Below are 17,653 nucleotides of genomic sequence, written 5' to 3'. Positions count from 1 at the left end.
TTCGTCTCTTTCCTGATGGTCTATTTGCTCGAGAGGGCGTCGGCGCCGCCGACGATCTCGGCGATCTGCTGCGTGATCTCCGCCTGGCGCGCGTTGTTGCGCAGGCGGGTGTAGTCGGTGATGAGCTTGTCGGCGTTGTCGCTGGCCGACTTCATCGCCTTCTGCGTCGCGGCCTGCTTGGCAGCAGACGACTGCAGGAGAGCGTTGAAGACGCGGCTCTGGATGTACACCGGCAGGATCGCATCGAGAACGGTCTCGGCATCCGGCTCGAACTCGTACAGCGGGTAGACGGTGTTACCTGCTTCCGACTCATCGGCTTCCGTGATCTCCAGCGGGAGCAGACGCACGGACTCGGGCGACTGCGTCATCATGCTGACGAAACGGTTGTACACGAGGTGGATCTCGTCGACGCCGCCGTCCTGTCCCCCGCGGGAGAAGGAATCGAGCAGCGTCGCGGAGATCTCCTCCGCGGTGTGGAACGACGGGGTATCGGTGTCGCCGGTCCACTCCGCAGCGGCAGCGAGGCGTCGGAACTGGAAGTATCCGACGGCCTTGCGACCGATGAGGTAGAAGACCGGCTCCTTGCCCTGCTCGCGCAGGAGCTCCGCCACCTCGAGACCCTCACGGAGGATCTGCGAGTTGAAGGCTCCGGCGAGACCGCGGTCCGACGAGAAGATCACGACCGCGGAGCGGGTGATGTTCTCGGACTCGCGGGTCAGCGGGTGATCCACGTTCGAGTGCGTCGCGACGGCAGACACGGCCCTCGTCACGGCTCGCGCGAAGGGTGTGGACGCCTTGACGCGTGCCATCGCCTTCTGGATGCGCGAAGCCGCGATGAGTTCCATCGCCTTCGTGATCTTCTTGGTCGTCTGAGCAGAAGAGATCTTCTGCTTGTAGACCCTGAGTTGAGCGCCCATATGTCAGTACCTCACGCGGTTACGCGCGACGACCCTTGACGATCTTCTCCTGGTTGACGTCCTCAGCCTCGGCTGCAGCGTGCTCCTCGTGGCCGGGAGCGCCGATGCTGGCGCCCTTGCCACCCTGGAACTCCAGGATGAAGGCATCCGTCTGCTTCTCGAGCTCGGCGACCGTGGCGTCATCGAGGACGTTGGTGTCGCGGAGCGTCTCGAGAACCTTGGTGTTGCGACGCAGGTAGTCCAGGAGTTCGCGCTCGAAGCGCAGGACATCCGAGACCTCGATCGTGTCGAGCTTGCCGTTCGTTCCGGCCCAGATCGAGACGACCTGCTCCTCGACGGGGTACGGGGAGTACTGCGGCTGCTTGAGCAGCTCGGTCAGACGCGCACCACGGGAGAGCTGACGACGCGAAGCCGCGTCGAGGTCGGACGCGAACATTGCGAACGCCTCGAGGGAGCGGTACTGCGCGAGCTCCAGCTTCAGCGTTCCGGAGACCTTCTTGATCGACTTGACCTGCGCGTCACCACCGACTCGCGAGACCGAGATACCCACGTCGACCGCCGGACGCTGGTTGGCGTTGAAGAGGTCGGACTGGAGGAAGATCTGGCCGTCGGTGATCGAGATCACGTTGGTCGGGATGTATGCCGAGACGTCGTTGGCCTTGGTCTCGATGATCGGGAGACCCGTCATCGAACCTGCGCCGAGCTCGTCGGACAGCTTCGCGCAACGCTCGAGCAGGCGCGAGTGCAGGTAGAAGACGTCACCCGGGTATGCCTCGCGGCCCGGCGGACGGCGAAGGAGCAGAGACACGGCACGGTAGGCCTCGGCCTGCTTCGACAGGTCATCGAAGATGATGAGGACGTGCTTGCCGCCGTACATCCAGTGCTGACCGATGGCCGAACCCGTGTAGGGGGCGAGGTACTTGAAGCCGGCGGGGTCGGATGCCGGAGCCGCGACGATCGTGGTGTACTCCAGGGCTCCGGCCTCTTCGAGCGCGCCCTTCACCGAAGCGATGGTCGAGCCCTTCTGGCCGATGGCGACGTAGATGCAGCGGACCTGCTTGTTGACGTCGCCCGACTCCCAGTTGGCCTTCTGGTTGATGATCGTGTCGATCGCGATGGCCGTCTTGCCGGTCTGGCGGTCGCCGATGATCAGCTGACGCTGGCCACGGCCGACGGGGATCATCGCGTCGATCGCCTTGATGCCGGTCTGCATCGGCTCGTGCACCGACTTACGCTGCATGACGCCGGGCGCCTGCAGCTCGAGAGCGCGGACGCTCTCCGTCTCGATGGCGCCGAGGCCGTCGATCGGGGTACCGAGCGGGTCGACCACGCGGCCGAGGTAGCCGTCGCCGACCGGGACCGAGAGGACCTCGCCCGTGCGGGTGACTTCCTGGCCGGCCTCGACACCGGTGAACTCGCCGAGGACGACGACACCGATCTCGTGCTCGTTCAGGCTCTGTGCGAGTCCCTTGGTGCCGTCGGCGAAGATGACGAGCTCGTTCGCCATGACGCCGGGAAGTCCCTCGACGTGCGCGATGCCGTCTGCGGCGTCGATGACGGTGCCGACCTCGGTCGCCCCGGCCCCGGAGGGCTCGTATGCTGCGGCGAAGTCCTTCAGCGCGTCACGGATGACGTCGGGGCTGATCGATAGTTCTGCCATTGTCTTCCCTTTGTATCTGGGTGCGCGGTTCCCCGCGCGAAGTCGTGTTAGCCCGCGAGCTTCTGGCGAAGGTCTGCGAGTCGTGCGGAGATGCTGCCGTCGATGACGTCATCGGCGATCTGCACACGCAGACCTCCGACCACGGCAGGGTCGATGACGACGTTGAGGGACACCTGGCCGTCGTAGCGACGAGACAGCGAGTCACTGAGACGTGCTCGCTGCGCATCGGTGAGCGGAGCCGCGGTGTGCACCGTGGCGACCACGCGACCGCGCTGGCTGGAGACGATGCTCATCGCCCGGTTCAGCAGTCGCCGCACGCGGCGCTCACGCGGCTGACGCACGAGCGACGTGATGATCAGCGTCGACGCAGCGCTCGTGGAGCCTTCGGCCAGGAGGCGCTCGACGAGCGCAGCCTTGGCGTCTTCTCCGCCGAGGCGGCTGCCCAGGGCGAGTTCGAGCTCGGGGTTGGCGGCGATCACGCGGGAGAAGCTGAAGAGCTCCCCCTCGATGTCCGCGCCCGGCTCGGCGATCGCAGCAGCGCGGATCGCGAGCTCCTCGACACCGTCGACGAGCTCACCCGCGTTGGACCAGCGCTCCGCGACGACCGTCTTCAGAACGCTCTGAGCGTCTGCGGAGAACCCGCCGAACACCGCGGCGACGACGTTCTGTCGTGCCGCGGCGGGAGCAGAGGGATCAGCAAGCGCGCCGCTCAGCTGAGACGACCCGCTCACGGCACGCGCGGCAGCGAGGAGCTCCCGTGCGGTGTCGAGAGTGACGCCCTTCGCTGCGGCAAGCGTCTGGATGGATGCCGCGAGTGCCTGAGTGGTCGCGCTGCCCATTACTGAGCCGCCTTCTCGGATGCCTCGAGGTCGGCGAGGAAGCGGTCGACGACAGCCGTCGCACGGGCGTCGTCGGAGAGCGTCTCGCCGACCACGCCGCCGGCGAGGTCGATGGCGAGCGTTCCGACCTCGCTGCGCAGCGAGACGAGAGCGGTCTGCCGCTCGGCCTCGATCTGCGTGTGCGCGGTGGCGGTGATGCGTGCGGCCTCGGTGGACGCGGCATCCTTCGCCTCGGCGACGATCTTCTTGCCGTCCTCACGGGCGGCCTCGCGGATCTCTCCGGCCTCGGTACGCGCCTCAGCGAGCTGACGCGTGTACTCCTCGAGTGCCGCCTCCGCCTGCTTCTGCGCCTCGTCGGCCTTGGCGATGTTGCCCTCGATGGCGGCGGACCGCTCGTCGAGCATCTTCGTGAGCCGGGGAAGGGCGACCTTCCAGACCACGATGAGGATGACGATGAACCAGAGGCCCGACCAGATGATGTCGTACCAGGCAGGGATGAGGGGGTTGTTCGGCTCACCCTCTGCTGCGAGGTTCGTGACAAGAGCGTTCAGCATCCTGTCTCCTTCAGAAGTCGGTGAGGATTACGGGAAGGGGATGAATGCGACGGCGATGCCGACGAACGCAAGCGCCTCGGTGAAGGCGATACCGATCCACATGAGGACCTGGAGACGACCGGCCAGCTCGGGCTGACGGGCGACGCCCTCGATGGTCTTGCCGACGACGATGCCGACGCCGATGGCCGGGCCGATGGCTGCGAGGCCGTAGCCGACAGCTCCGAGGTGACCGTTGATTTCAGCGAGAACCGTAGTAGCGTCCACGGGGTTTTCCTTTCGTTGGGTGGGAAGGCTGATGCCTGCCCGCTCAGTGCTCTTCTGCGACCGCGAGCTGGATGTAGACCGCGGTGAGGACGGTGAAGACGTATGCCTGGAGGACGGCGACCAGGATCTCGAAGAGAGTGAAGGCGCCGCCGAAGGCGAGGGTTCCGACACCGAGCGCGGCCCAGCCGCCGCCTGCGGTGAAGAAGAAGAACTGGGTCGCGGAGAACGCGAGGACCAAGATCATGTGCCCCACGACGAGGTTCATGAGAAGACGCAGCGTCAATGTGACCGGACGCAGGATGAACGTCGAGATGAGCTCGATGATCGCGACGATCGGCATCGCGGCGACCGGCACGCCCTGCGGGAACAGGGAGTTCTTGAAGAACTTGAGGCCGTGGCGCTTGATTCCCGCGTAGATGAAGGTCACGTAGCTGACCACGGCGAGCGTCAGCGGCACCGCGACGATCGCCGTTCCCGGCATGTTCAGGAACGGGATGATTCCCGTGATGTTCATGAACAGCACCATGAAGAAGATGGTGGTGAGGATCGGCAGGAAGCGATCGCCGTCCTTGCGACCGAGCATGTCGTGGGCGACGTTGGTTCGAACGAAGCCGAGCCCCATCTCCACCAGGCTCTGGAAGCGTCCGGGGACGACCTTCATGCGGCGGGTGCCGAGCCAGAGGATGAGAACCACGGCGATCACCGCGAGCAACTGGACCAGGTGGATCCGGTTGACGGGGATCGGGCCTACGTGGAAGAGGATCTCCGGAAAGAAATCGTCGATCGAAGGGCCGTGGAACTCGCCGTCGGAGGCAAGTCGGGGGGTCAGGGTCGCAGCAAGATTAAACAGCGCGGGCTCCAGCTTCGGGGCACCGGTCTAAACCGGGGCGACGATGGTCGGTGTGCAATCAGCGCAAGCGCTCGCGGGCGAGCGGCGGGCACGTTTCAACAGTATCAGAATCTGAGGGTCCCCTAAGACCGCGGGCCGCCGTCGACGGGTCCTTCGTCGATGTGATTCGCGTTGCCGGGGGCGCGGTCCTCGGGCACCTCGGTCGGCAGCGTGGTGTCGCTCACGTTCGGCAGTCGCATACGGGTGAGCACGATCACATCGATCGCGAGCGACATCAGCACGCCGGCCACGATCGAGAGGAAGAACACCATCGGCTCCAGCCACGGCTGACCCGCGAGCAGGATCATCGCGACGACGAACAGTCCGAGCTTGAGGAGCCAGCCGCCCAGGACGATGGCGAAGAACAGCTGCACGTAGATCGGGTCGCCGTACCAACGGTTGGCGATGAGGATGCTGATGCCGGTGATCGCCAGGAACACGGCGGCCAGCAGCACGCCCAGCAGCCCGCTGACGAGTCCCTCTCCCCCGGCGACGGCATAGCCGACACCGCCCGCGACGATCGCGAGTACCGCGGTGGCGACCGCCGACCAGATGAGGGTGCGACGCAGGATCGGCGTGCTGGAAACGGGGCTCGGGCTCATCAGGACTCCACGGGTGTCGGGTCGGTGTCGGCGGCCGCTGCGCTCTTCCTGCGGCGGGTGGGGCTCAGGGTGACGACGAGGCAGGCGGCGATGCCCACGACGCCGAAGCCGACGCCGGGAAGGTACTGGCCGGGCCAGTCCTCCCGTGCACCGACGTACATCAGCAGGACGGCGAGCGAGATGACGGCCGTCCATGCGTAGAAGATGAGGACAGCGTCGCGGTCGCGGTGGCCGAGGTCCAGCATCCGGTGATGCAGGTGCTTGCGATCGGGTGAGAACGGCGACCGGCCGGCGCTCATGCGTCGGAGCACCGCCAGACCGAAGTCGAGCAGCGGCAGCAGCACCACCAGCAGCGGCAGCAGGATCGGGAGGAACGCACCGATCAGCTGCGAGCGGCCGAGACGCTCGGGGTCCAATGCCGACGGGTCCATCTGACCGGTGATGGAGATCGCCGACGTCGCCATCAGCAGACCGATGACCAGTGCGCCCGAATCCCCCATGAACAGCTTCGCCGGGCTCCAGTTCAGCGGCAGGAATCCGAGGCAGGCACCGATCAGGACCGCGGCGAGGAACGTGGAGAGGTTGAAGTAGCTCGAAGCTCCGGAGTCACGCGTGAAGATGTAGGAATACGCGAAGAACACGCCGTTCGAGATGAGACACACCCCGGCGACCAGCCCGTCGAGTCCGTCGATGAAGTTCACCGCGTTCATCACGATGACGATCGCGAACATGGTGATCGTGATGCTCAGCCAGCTGGAGACCACGATGAGGTCCCCGAACGGCAGCGACAGGATCTGCAGCCCGCCGCCCACGGTGATGAGCCCGGCGGCCAGGAACTGCGCGCCGAGCTTGATCATCCAGTCGATGTCCCAGAGATCGTCCACCACGCCGATGATCGCGATCAGCAGCGAGGCGCCCAGGATCGACCACATCGTCTGCGGGGGGATCCAGATGCTCTGGAAGAACGGGTTGACCGCCGAGAACCCGAAGGCGGCGGCGATGCCGAGGAAGATCGCCACACCGCCGAGGCGGGGCGTGGGCGTGGTGTGCACGTCGCGCTCGCGGATGCCGGGGTACAGCTTGAACCGGAGGCTGAGTCGCCAGACCGCCCAGGTCAGCGCGAACGTGATCGCTGCCGTGAGGATGACCGTGGCGAGATACTGCTTCACGAATCCGCGTCCTGCGGCTCCTCCGCATGCACATGCTCCGCGTCCTGCGGCTCCTCCGGTTCGAGCAGATCGCCGAGCACCTCCTGCAGCTGCTCGCGCGTCACCGCACCGTCTCGGAGGATGCGAACAGTGCCGGGCTCGGCATCCGCACTCCGACGGACCAGAGACGTGGCGTCGACGATGGTGGAGGCGATGCCGTCCTTGCTCAGACCATCGGCGAGGTACACGGCGACGCTGTCGCCCAGCATCTGCTCCGCGTCCGAGGCCGAGATGGCGGCGGGCTGGCCGGTGAGATTGGCGCTGGACACGGCGAGCGGTCCGGTCTCGGCCAGCAGCTCCAGTGCCACGCGCCCCTCCGGCATCCGCACCGCGACCGTCCCGAGCGTCTCCCCGAGATCCCACACCAGAGAGGGCTGGGCGGGGAGCACGATCGTGAGACCGCCGGGCCAGAACGCCTCGATGAGACGTTCGACAGGCTCCGGGACGGACTCGGCCAGGGCTGCGAGCGTCTCCTTCGTGCCGATCAGAACGGGCGGCGGCTGATCACGGCCGCGCCCCTTCGCATCGAGCAGCCGCTGAACGGCGGCCGGGGAGAAGGCGTCGGCAGCGACGCCGTACACGGTGTCTGTGGGCATCACGATGAGTTCGCCGCGGCCGATCGCCTGGCGCGCATGGCGCATGCCGGCGAGCAGCTGCGAGTCATCGCGGCAGTCGAAGATGGTTGACATGACGGTTCGATTCTATGCGGCGCGGGGGCTGCAGATGCTCAGAGGGAGCTGATCAGGGCCTGAGCGCCGTGGTGGTGCGGTCCCGCAGGGTGAGGTCGCGATGCGTCGCCGGTGCGCGCCAGCCGTCCGCGGCGAGGATGTCCCTGATCGATTCCCCCTGCAGCTCGCCGTGCTCGATGACGAGAAGACCACCGGAGTGCAGGAGTGCGAGCGCCCGAGAACTGAGCACTCGCACGATGTCCAGGCCGTCCTCTCCCCCGTACAGCGCCATCGCGGGGTCGAAGAGTCGCACCTCCGGATCCCGCGGGATCGCGGCGTCCGGCACATAGGGCGGGTTCGAGATGACGACCGATGCCGTGCCGTCGAGTTCGGGGAAAGCCTCCCCCAGATCGGACAGCACGAGCGTCAGGTTGTCGACGCCGGCGACGTTCCGGCTGGCCCACGCGTGCGCCTCCTCGGACAGCTCGGCGGCGAAGACACGGGCGTGCGGCACCTCCGTCGCCATCGCGAGAGCGATCGCACCGCTGCCGGTGCCGAGGTCCACGCCGATCGGCTCGGGCTCCGCGGAGTTCAGCAGCGCATCGATCGCATACTGCACCACCGTCTCGGTCTCCGGCCGCGGGACGAACACACCGGGCCCCACCGCCAGCTCGAGGTGGCGGAAGGGGGCGGTCCCGGTGATGTGCTGCAGCGGCTCGCGCGCGACTCGGCGCGTCACCAGAGCCTCCAGGGCGCCCGCCGTCTCGTCGTCGACGTCGTCGCCGCGGATGACCGCGGCCTGCACCTCGCCGCGTCGCCGACCGAGCACGTGGCCCGCGAGCAGCTCTGCGTCGACCAGAGGATCGGGGACGCCGACGTCGGCCAGGCGCTGAGCAGCGGCACGGACGAGCGCCACGAGAGAGGTGTCGGACATGGGTTCCAGCGTAGAGCGCGCACGGCCGTCACAATGCCCCCGCCCACAGGGCCCTCCCCTAGGCTGGACCGGCAGCGACCCCCGCACAGGAAGGCTCCTCATGCCCGGCATCCACTCCGACATCACGACCGCTTTCGGCAACACGCCGCTCGTGCGTCTGAACCGCGTGACCGAGGGCCTCGGGGCCACCGTGCTCGCCAAGCTCGAGTACTACAACCCGGCATCGAGCGTGAAGGATCGCATCGGCATCGCGATGATCAACGCCGCAGAGGCATCGGGCGAGCTGAAGCCCGGTGGCACGATCGTGGAGTCGACGAGCGGCAACACCGGCATCGCGCTCGCGATGGTGGGCGCCGCCCGCGGTTACCGGGTCATCCTGACGATGCCTGCCTCCATGTCGAAGGAGCGCCGCGTGCTGCTCAAGGCCTTCGGCGCGGAGATCGTGCTCACCGATCCCACCAAGGGCATGAGCGGTGCGATCGAGGAGACCAAGCGCATCGTCTCGGAGACGCCCGGCGCGATCTGGATCCGTCAGTTCGAGAACCCCGCCAACCCTCAGATCCACCGCGAGACCACGGCGCAGGAGATCCTCCGCGACACCGACGGTGCGGTCGACATCTTCATCGCTGGAGTCGGCACCGGCGGGACGGTGACGGGAACCGGGCAGGCCCTCAAGGCCGCGAAGCCGGGCATCCAGGTCATCGCCGTCGAGCCCAAGGACTCCCCTGTGCTCAGCGAAGGCCACCCCGGACCGCACAAGATCCAGGGCATCGGGCCGAACTTCGTCCCCGACGTGCTCGACCGCGATGTGCTCGATGAGATCATGACCGCGGAGTTCGACGAGTCGCTGCGGGTCGCCCGGGAGCTCGCCGCGAAAGAGGGCCTGCTCGTCGGCATGTCGTCCGGCGCGGCCGTCGCCGCGGCGCTCAAGGTCGCCGCGCGCCCCGAGAACGACGGCAAGACCATCGTCGTCGTGATCCCGGACACCGGTGAGCGCTACCTCTCCACCGCGCTGTTCGAGGACCTGCGCGAAGACTGAGACGTCGATGGGCATGATCGGACGAATGCGCGAGGACGTCGCGGCGGCTCGCCTTCGTGACCCCGCCGCACGCAGCTCCGTCGAGGTCGCTCTGCTGTACCCGGGGCTCCACGCCATCTGGGCGCACCGCGTCTCGCACGCGCTCTGGCGACGCCGACTGCGATTGCTCGCGCGCGCGGGCTCGCAGCTGTCGCGCTGGCTGACCGGGATCGAGATCCATCCCGGCGCGCGCATCGGCCGTCGGTTCTTCATCGATCACGGCATGGGCGTCGTGATCGGCGAGACCAGTGTGATCGGCGATGACGTGATGCTCTACCACGGTGTGACTCTCGGCGGACGGACGCGCACCTCCGGCAAACGCCACCCCACGCTCGGCGACGGAGTGGCGGTCGGTGCCGGTGCGAAGGTCCTCGGCCCCATCACGATCGGCCCCGGCTCCGTCATCGGTGCGAACGCCGTGGTCACCCGTGATGCTCCAGCGGACAGCATCCTCGTCGGGGTTCCGGCGAAGCCGCGCCAGCGCAATACCGGCGAGGACACCAGGGCACTGCTCACCGCGCCGGACTACGCGATCTGAGCGGCGCCGGGCCCGGACAGCCTAGCGGCGTGTGGTCTTGACGGCCTCCACCTTCTTGCGAAGGAAGATGAGAGGAAGCAGGACGCTGCCGAGAGCGGTGATGAGCCACACGATCACCGAGCCGAGAAGCCAGCCGGTGAGGTCGGTGATGCGCAGTCCTCCAATGGGCAGCAGCACCACGATGATGAGCGAGATCAGCGTCGAGAAGATGCCGATGCCGCCCATGAGCACGGGCGCGTAGCGCGTGGCCATCTTGCCCACCCACGGCGCGAGGACGCTCTGCAGGATCGCGAAGATCAGTATGCAGATGACGAAGCCCCACCACTTGTCCCACTCGATCTGGAACCCGTCGAGGGCGAGGTCGGCGGCGATCAGGCCGAGACCGGCCGACACGACGTACATGAGGCCGCGGAACAGAAGTGTGATCACGGCCCGAGCATAGCGCTCGAGCGGCGCGTCAGGAGTCGGAACCGACCGCGGCGAGCCGCGCTTCCTCGTCTGCCGTGATCGCACTCTCGATCAGCGGATCGAGCGCTCCGTCCATGACCTGATCGAGGTTGTACGCCTTGAAGCCCGTGCGGTGATCCGCGATGCGGTTCTCGGGGAAGTTGTAGGTGCGGATGCGCTCAGAGCGGTCCATGCCTCGGATCTGCGATCGGCGGGCATCGGATGCCGCGGCGTCCAGCTCCTCCTGCTGACGCGCGAGCAGACGGGCACGCAGCACGCGCATACCCGCCTCGCGGTTCTGCAGCTGGGACTTCTCGTTCTGCATCGACACGACGATGCCGGTCGGCACGTGAGTGATGCGTACCGCAGAATCGGTCGTGTTCACCGACTGCCCACCCGGACCGGACGAACGGAACACATCGATCTTGAGGTCGTTCTGGTCGATGTGGATCTCTTCGGGCTCGTCAACCTCGGGGAAGACGAGCACGCCGGTCGTCGACGTGTGGATTCGCCCCTGCGACTCCGTCGCGGGCACACGCTGCACGCGGTGCACGCCCCCCTCGTACTTCAGGTGCGCCCACACGCCCTGGGCGGGGTCGGTCGAGGATCCCTTGATGGCGACCTGAACATCCTTGTAGCCGCCGAGGTCGGATTCGTTGCGCTCGAGCAGCTCGGTCTTCCACCCCTTGGACGCCGCGTACTGGATGTACATGCGCAACAGGTCGGCGGCGAACAGCGCAGACTCCGCGCCACCCTCCCCCGCCTTGATCTCCATGATCACGTCGCGGGCATCGTCCGGGTCGCGCGGGATCAGCAGGCGCCGCAGGCGTTCCTGTGCGGTCTGCAGCTCCTCTTCCATCGCCGGGATCTCGGCCGCGATCGACTCGTCCTCCCGCGCGAACTCGCGCGCGGTCTCCAGATCATCGGTCGCCGCGATCCAGGCCTCATACGCGGCGACGATGCGAGACAGCTCGGCATAGCGACGGTTCACGCGCTTCGCACGGGCAGCGTCGGCGTGCACCGCCGGGTCGGAGAGTTCCTCCTGCACCCGGCGATGCTCGTCGATCAGAGTCTGGACGGACTCGAACACGGCTCAGCCGCTCAGCGGATGTTGTTGTCGTGCCCGTGCGCGCCCGAGGGAAGCGTCGGGATCGACTTCTGCATCTGCACGAGGAACTCGACGTTCGAGTTGGTCTCCTTGAGCTTGCCGAGGACCACCTCGAGAGCCTGCTGCTGGTCGAGGCCGGCGAGGGCACGACGCAGCTTCCACGTGATCTTGACCTCGTCGGCCGAGAGCAGCATCTCTTCGCGACGGGTGCTCGACGCGTTCACGTCGACCGCAGGGAAGATGCGCTTGTCGGCGAGGGCGCGGGAGAGACGCAGCTCGCTGTTGCCGGTGCCCTTGAACTCCTCGAAGATGACCTCGTCCATCTTGGAGCCGGTCTCGACCAGCGCCGTGGCGAGGATCGTGAGGGATCCGCCGTTCTCGATGTTGCGCGCCGCGCCGAAGAACCGCTTGGGCGGGTACAGCGCCGACGCGTCGACGCCACCGGAGAGCACGCGGCCCGATGCCGGTGCAGCCAGGTTGTACGCACGTCCGAGGCGGGTGATCGAGTCGAGCAGCACGACGACGTCGCGTCCGAGCTCGACCAGGCGCTTCGCACGCTCGATGGCGAGCTCGGCGACCGTGGTGTGGTCTTCGGCCGGACGATCGAACGTCGAGGCGATGACCTCGCCCTTGACCGAGCGCTCCATGTCGGTGACCTCTTCGGGGCGCTCGTCGACGAGCACGACCATGAGGTGGACCTCGGGGTTGTTCTGCGCGATCGCGTTCGCGATCTGCTGCAGGACGATCGTCTTGCCGGCCTTGGGCGGCGCGACGATGAGACCGCGCTGGCCCTTGCCGACCGGGGCGACCAGGTCGATGATGCGCTGGGTGAGCTTCTCGGGGGCCGTCTCCATGCGGAGGCGCTCCTGCGGGTACAGCGGGGTGAGCTTGCCGAACTCCACACGCGTGGCCGCGTCGTCGACCGACAGACCGTTGATCGAGTCGACCTTGACCAGCGCGTTGTACTTCTGGCGCCCCTGCTGCTCGCCCTCGCGGGGCTGCTTGATCGAGCCGACGACGGCGTCGCCCTTGCGGAGGTTGTACTTCTTCACCTGGCCGAGCGAGACGTACACGTCGCTGGGGCCGGCGAGGTAGCCGGTGGTGCGCACGAAGGCGTAGTTGTCGAGCACGTCGAGGATGCCGGCGATCGGGATCAGGACGTCGTCCTCGCCGATCTCGGTGTCGAACTCATCGGTCGGGACACCGCTGCGGCGCTTGTTGCGCTGACGGTTGCGGTTGTTGCCGCCGGACTGGTCGTCATCGGCGGCGGGCTGTGCCTGCTGCTCCTGCGCTGCGCCGTTCTGACCACGCCCACGGTTGCGGCTGCGGCTGCGGTTGCGACCGCGGCCACCCTGCTCCTCGCCTCCGTCGGAGTCGTCGTCGCTGTTGTTGTTCTGCGCGTCGTTCTTCTGCGCGTCGTTGTTCTGCGCGTCGTTGTTCTGCGCGTTGTTCTTCTGCGCGTTGCTGTTCTGCGCGTTGCGGCCCCGTGCGTTGCCGTTCTGTGCGGGCTCAGCGGCGGCGGCGTCAGACGAGGCATCCGTAGCAGGCGCTGCATCCGCAGCTTCGGCCTCGGGGGCTGCGGTCTTCTGAGCGCCACGGCGCCCTCGGCCGGTCGACTTGGGCGCCGACTCCGCCGGCGCTTCTGCCGGAGCGGCATCCGCGGCCGGTGCCTCTGCCGGAGCGGCGTCTGCTGCCGGGGCCTCGGCGTCTGCCTTCTTGGCACGGCTGCGACGCGGTGCCTTCGCCTTGGGCGCGGCCTCCGTGGTCTCGGCCGACGCCTCGGCGGGCGCGGCTTCGGCCTTCGGCGCAGCCTCGGTCTTCGACGCGGGCTTCTCGGCCTTCGCCGCCTCGGCCTTCTCGGCCTTCGCTGCTGCCGTGGCGGTGCTGGCGCGGCGCGGCGCCCGCTTGCGTGCCGGTGCGGCCTCGGTCGCGGGTGCTTCGGACACCGAAGCGGACTGGTCGTTCTGGGTCTCGGAGAGGTTCTCCACGAGTACTCCCTTATATGTCATGGGGAATGAGCGTTGAACGCACACAACGGGTGCTGCGCGCGATCGCACGGGCTGACGCTCTGCGCCAGCCAGCCTCGGCACTTGTGCCACAGGGATTTGCGTGCAGGTCTTGCAAGAGTTGCAATGGGGCCAGATTCACGTAGTTACGTGGAGCCCTCCGCTCGAGTCCCCACTGTACCACCACGCACGTCGACGGCGAGCAGGAGTGCCTCCCACGGGGTGTCGGTGACTCGATCGGCCAACTCCACCGCGTCTTGACGGCTGCCCGGCCCGTCGGCCAGCACGAGCACGCTGGGGCCGGCGCCGGACACGACGGCCGCGAAGCCCGCCTTGCGCAGCGCCTGCACGAGCCGCTGGGTCTCGGGCATCGCCTCGGCGCGGTAGTCCTGGTGGAGTCGGTCGGCCGTCGCGTCGAGCAACAGCTCCGGACTCTGCATCAGGGCCGCGATCAGCAGCGCAGAGCGCGAGACATTGAACACCGCATCCGCCGTGGAGACGTGCGGAGGCTGCAGCGAACGCGCCTGCGAGGTCGACATCGTGTAGGCGGGGACGAGCACGAGGGGCGAGACGCCGCGGTGCACGAGCAGCTTCTTGTGCTGAGGTCCGCGCTCCCCCATCCACGCGATCGTCAGTCCGCCGAACAGGGCCGGGGCGACGTTGTCGGGATGCCCCTCGAGCTCGGTGGCGAGACGGAGGAGGTCGGCATCGTCGATCTCGACGTCGCCGTGGAGCAGTCCCTTCGCCGCGAGCACGCCGGCAGCGACGGCCGCACCCGAAGAACCGAGTCCGCGACCGTGCGGCACGCCGTTCTCGGCGATGATGCGCAGGCCGGGCATCGGACGGCCCGCGTCGGCGAACACGTACGCGATCGTGCGGACGATGAGGTTCGACTCGTCGCGCGGGATCTCGGCAGCACCGGAACCGGTCACCTCGATCTCGAGTTCACCGGCCGACAGCGCCGTGACCTGCAGGGTGTCGTAGATGCTGAGCGCCAGGCCGAGCGTGTCGAATCCGGGGCCGAGGTTCGCGCTCGTGGCAGGCACCCGCACCTCGACGGTGCGGCCTTCGACGGGGTTGCCCTCGGCGGGGGCGAGGGCTGACGCCATCGTCACTCGCCTTCCACCCGGAGCACCGAGACGACCCGGGCGACGACCGCGCTGTCGGCGAGAGCGTCGACCGTGGCGCTGAGAGCCTGCTCCGTCGCGCGGTGCGTGCCGATGATCAGGCGGGCGGTCGGCTCGTCTTCTCCCTCGACGGTCTGCACGACCGTCGCGACCGAGACTCCACCGTCGCTGAGGATTCCGGCGACCGTGGCGAGCACACCCGGCGCATCCGCGACCTCGAGGGTGATCTGGTACCGGGTGGTCACGTGTCCGATCGGGACGACCGGAAGGTTGGCCCTGGTCGACTCGCCGACCCCGACACCCCCGGCGATGTGACGGCGGGCGGCGGAGACGACGTCACCCAGCACGGCGGAGGCGGTCTGGACACCACCCGCTCCTGCGCCGTAGAACATCAGTGAGCCGGCGGCCTCGGCCTCGACGAAGACGGCGTTGTTGGCGCCGTGCACGGATGCGAGGGGGTGCGAGTTCGGCACGAGCGCCGGGTAGACGCGCACCGAGATCGACTCGGCGCCGTTGGCCTCGATGCGCTCGCACACCGCGAGCAGCTTGATGACGAAGCCCGCAGCGCGGGCCTCCTCGATCATGGACGGCGTGATCGAGGTGATGCCCTCACGGTAGACGGCCTCGAGTGGCACGGCGGTGTGGAACGCGAGGCTCGCCAGGATGGCGGCCTTCTGCGCAGCGTCGTAGCCCTCGACATCAGCGGTCGGGTCGGCCTCGGCGTAGCCCAGGCGCTGGGCGTCGGCGAGCACGTCGGCGAAGTCGGCACCCTCGGAGTCCATCCGGTCCAGGATGTAGTTCGTGGTGCCGTTCACGATGCCCATGATGCGCACCACCCGGTCACCGGCGAGCGAGTCGCGCAGCGGGCGGATGATCGGGATCGCTCCGGCGGCTGCGGCCTCGTAGTAGACGGACGCGCCCACACGGTCGGCGGCCTCGAACAGCTCGGGGCCGTGCGTGGCGAGCAGGGCCTTGTTGGCCGTGACGACGTCGGCGCCGGAGCCGATCGCCTGCAGGATGCTGGTGCGCGCCGGCTCGATGCCGCCGATCAGCTCGATCACGATGTCGGCGCCCAGGATCAGCGACTCGGCGTCGGTGGTGAAGAGCTCCTTGGGCAGGTCGACGTCACGCGGAGCGTCCACGTCGCGCACGGCGATGCCGGCGAGCTCCAGTTCCGCACCGGCACGGTCGGCCAGCTCGTCACCGTGGCGCAGCAGGAGCGCCGCGACCTGCGAGCCGACCGCTCCGGCACCCAGCAGTGCCACACGAAGTCGTCGGTATTCAGTCATGGTTGCTCCTTCGGAGGTGGGTCATTGGTCTCCCTCGGGGGCTTTCGCCCCGTCGATGCCCGCGTCGCGGGCCAGCACGTCGTCGACGGTCTCGCCGCGAACGATGACCGTCGAGTGTCCGTCGCGCACGGCGATCACCGGCGGACGCGGCACGTGGTTGTAGTTGCTCGCCAACGGGACGCAGTATGCGCCGGTGGCCGGCACGGCGAGCAGATCGCCCGGCACCAGATCGTCTGGCAGGTACTCGTGGTCGACCACGATGTCGCCGGATTCGCAGTGCTTGCCGACGACCCGACTGAGGCGAGGCTCACCGGCCCCCGCGCGCGAAGCGAGGCGCGCCGAGTACTGGGCGCCGTACAGCGCAGGACGCGCGTTGTCGCTCATGCCGCCGTCGACGCTCACGTACCGGCGCACGGCGCCCGTCGCCACGGTCACGTCCTTGGTGGTGCCGACCTCGTAGAGGGTGACGCCCGCGGTGCCGACGATGGCACGGCCGGGCTCGAACGACAGGGCGGGAACGGGGATGCCGCGTGCGGCGCACCCCTCCGCGACCGAGGCGACGATCGCATCGGCGAGTTCCTCGATCGGGGTCGGGTCGTCGACGCGCGTGTAGGCGATGCCGAAGCCGCCGCCGAGGTTGAGCTGCGGGACCGGACCGCCTTCGAGCAGAGTGGCGTGCAGGTCGAGAACGCGGGACGCGGACTCGCGGAAGCCGGCGACGCCGAAGATCTGCGAACCGATGTGACAGTGCAGCCCGGCGAACACCAGACCGGGGATCTCGCGGATGCGCGCGACCGCCTTCTCTGCCTCCGGGAGCGGGAAACCGAACTTCTGGTCCTCGTGGGCCGTGGCGAGGAAGTCGTGGGTCTCGGCGTGCACGCCGCTGATCACGCGGACCAGCACGCGCTGGGTCGCACCGGTGCGCGCCGTGATCGCTGCGAGCCGTTCGATCTCGATGGCGCTGTCGACGATGATCGTCCCGACGCCGACCTCGACGGCACGCTCGAGCTCGGCGACCGACTTGTTGTTGCCGTGGAAACCGAGCGAAGCCGGCGCGACGCCGGCGGCGAGGGCGACGGCCAGCTCTCCCCCCGTGCAGACGTCGACGCGCAGCCCCTCGTCGACCATCCAGCGTGCGATCGTCGTGCACAGGAACGCCTTGCCCGCGTAGTACACCTGCGCGGTGGTGGAGTTGGCGGCGGCGGCGCGATCGAATGCGAGTCGGAACCGCCGTGCGCGCCCGCGCACCTCGTCTTCGTCGAGCACCTGCAGCGGCGTGCCGTAGGTGCGGGCGAGGGCGGTGGCGCTGACGCCGGCGATGTCGAGCACGCCGTCGGCATCACGCACCGCGGATGCCGGCCAGACGCCGTCGGCGAGGTCATTGGCGTCATCGGGCACGGCGAGCCATTCCGGAGCGAGCGAATCGGCAGGGAGAAGCACTGATCACCAATCGTGGGAAGGATCTCGGGCGGGGTCGCACACATCGAGGTTGACCCGATTCTAGGGCACCGGCCGCGTCTCCCTG

Annotated in this window: 18 protein-coding genes; 2 read left to right on the top strand and 16 right to left on the bottom strand. The window is 68.0% G+C overall.

Going from position 1 to position 17,653, the window contains the following annotated elements; all coding sequences use genetic code 11:
* Window positions 1–20: 20 nt before the first annotated feature.
* The 10 genes from OC372_RS01835 to prmC all read right to left on the bottom strand — a co-directional run bounded on the left by OC372_RS01835 (window position 21) and on the right by prmC (window position 8,535).
* Entirely contained in the window at window positions 21–917 is an 897-nt protein-coding gene (locus OC372_RS01835) for a F0F1 ATP synthase subunit gamma (RefSeq protein ID WP_029261860.1), read from the bottom strand.
* Window positions 918–936: 19 nt separating this feature from the next.
* A complete protein-coding gene (atpA, locus tag OC372_RS01830) occupies window positions 937–2,577 on the bottom strand; it encodes a F0F1 ATP synthase subunit alpha (RefSeq protein WP_029261861.1) in 1,641 nt (546 codons plus the stop codon).
* 47 nt (window positions 2,578–2,624) lie between these two features.
* Window positions 2,625–3,416, bottom strand: coding sequence for a F0F1 ATP synthase subunit delta (locus tag OC372_RS01825; protein WP_029261862.1), 792 nt, complete (start codon window positions 3,414–3,416; stop codon window positions 2,625–2,627).
* A complete protein-coding gene (locus OC372_RS01820; RefSeq protein ID WP_029261863.1) occupies window positions 3,416–3,970 on the bottom strand; it encodes a F0F1 ATP synthase subunit B in 555 nt (184 codons plus the stop codon). The genes OC372_RS01825 and OC372_RS01820 overlap by 1 nt, the downstream gene beginning before the upstream one ends.
* A 27-nt stretch (window positions 3,971–3,997) precedes the next feature.
* Window positions 3,998–4,234, bottom strand: coding sequence for an ATP synthase F0 subunit C (atpE, locus tag OC372_RS01815; RefSeq protein ID WP_017830994.1), 237 nt, complete (start codon window positions 4,232–4,234; stop codon window positions 3,998–4,000).
* A gap of 43 nt (window positions 4,235–4,277) precedes the next feature.
* On the bottom strand, window positions 4,278–4,997 hold the full coding sequence (gene atpB / locus OC372_RS01810) for a F0F1 ATP synthase subunit A (protein WP_258134098.1): 720 nt from the start codon (window positions 4,995–4,997) through the stop codon (window positions 4,278–4,280).
* A gap of 209 nt (window positions 4,998–5,206) precedes the next feature.
* On the bottom strand, window positions 5,207–5,725 hold the full coding sequence (locus tag OC372_RS01805; protein ID WP_029261865.1) for a hypothetical protein: 519 nt from the start codon (window positions 5,723–5,725) through the stop codon (window positions 5,207–5,209).
* On the bottom strand, window positions 5,725–6,894 hold the full coding sequence (locus OC372_RS01800) for an MraY family glycosyltransferase (RefSeq protein ID WP_105709730.1): 1,170 nt from the start codon (window positions 6,892–6,894) through the stop codon (window positions 5,725–5,727). The genes OC372_RS01805 and OC372_RS01800 overlap by 1 nt, the downstream gene beginning before the upstream one ends.
* A complete protein-coding gene (locus OC372_RS01795; protein WP_029261867.1) occupies window positions 6,891–7,622 on the bottom strand; it encodes an L-threonylcarbamoyladenylate synthase in 732 nt (243 codons plus the stop codon). Before OC372_RS01795 ends, OC372_RS01800 begins: the two co-directional genes overlap by 4 nt.
* Before the next feature lie 52 nt (window positions 7,623–7,674).
* A complete protein-coding gene (prmC, locus tag OC372_RS01790) occupies window positions 7,675–8,535 on the bottom strand; it encodes a peptide chain release factor N(5)-glutamine methyltransferase (RefSeq protein WP_105709729.1) in 861 nt (286 codons plus the stop codon).
* A gap of 100 nt (window positions 8,536–8,635) precedes the next feature.
* Here prmC and cysK point away from each other — a divergent pair, with 100 nt between their 5' ends.
* Both cysK and epsC read left to right on the top strand, forming a co-directional pair.
* A complete protein-coding gene (gene cysK, locus OC372_RS01785; RefSeq protein ID WP_029261869.1) occupies window positions 8,636–9,574 on the top strand; it encodes a cysteine synthase A in 939 nt (312 codons plus the stop codon).
* A gap of 7 nt (window positions 9,575–9,581) precedes the next feature.
* Entirely contained in the window at window positions 9,582–10,151 is a 570-nt protein-coding gene (gene epsC / locus OC372_RS01780) for a serine O-acetyltransferase EpsC (RefSeq protein ID WP_029261870.1), read from the top strand.
* Window positions 10,152–10,172: 21 nt separating this feature from the next.
* Here epsC and OC372_RS01775 read toward each other — a convergent pair whose 3' ends face one another.
* The 6 genes from OC372_RS01775 to lysA form a co-directional block, all read right to left on the bottom strand.
* Complete coding sequence (locus OC372_RS01775) at window positions 10,173–10,580, bottom strand: phage holin family protein (RefSeq protein WP_029261871.1); 408 nt, start codon at window positions 10,578–10,580, stop codon at window positions 10,173–10,175.
* Window positions 10,581–10,608: 28 nt separating this feature from the next.
* Window positions 10,609–11,688: a peptide chain release factor 1 gene (gene prfA, locus OC372_RS01770; RefSeq protein WP_029261872.1), complete on the bottom strand. Its 1,080-nt coding sequence runs from the start codon at window positions 11,686–11,688 to the stop codon at window positions 10,609–10,611.
* 11 nt (window positions 11,689–11,699) lie between these two features.
* The gene (gene rho, locus OC372_RS01765; RefSeq protein ID WP_105709728.1) at window positions 11,700–13,694 is read right to left on the bottom strand and encodes a transcription termination factor Rho; all 1,995 of its coding nucleotides are present in this window, start codon (window positions 13,692–13,694) and stop codon (window positions 11,700–11,702) included.
* Between the two features lie 164 nt (window positions 13,695–13,858).
* On the bottom strand, window positions 13,859–14,821 hold the full coding sequence (gene thrB, locus OC372_RS01760) for a homoserine kinase (RefSeq protein ID WP_105709727.1): 963 nt from the start codon (window positions 14,819–14,821) through the stop codon (window positions 13,859–13,861).
* Window positions 14,822–14,823: 2 nt separating this feature from the next.
* Complete coding sequence (locus OC372_RS01755; protein WP_105709726.1) at window positions 14,824–16,128, bottom strand: homoserine dehydrogenase; 1,305 nt, start codon at window positions 16,126–16,128, stop codon at window positions 14,824–14,826.
* Window positions 16,129–16,149: 21 nt separating this feature from the next.
* On the bottom strand, window positions 16,150–17,568 hold the full coding sequence (gene lysA, locus OC372_RS01750) for a diaminopimelate decarboxylase (protein ID WP_262000762.1): 1,419 nt from the start codon (window positions 17,566–17,568) through the stop codon (window positions 16,150–16,152).
* Window positions 17,569–17,653: the final 85 nt, after the last annotated feature.

The sequence above is a fragment of the Microbacterium sp. Mcb102 genome, from assembly GCF_024519805.1.
Lineage (GTDB): Bacteria > Actinomycetota > Actinomycetes > Actinomycetales > Microbacteriaceae > Microbacterium.
Note: the sequence above shows the minus strand (reverse complement) of the source record. Positions and strands in the feature narration are given on the sequence as shown.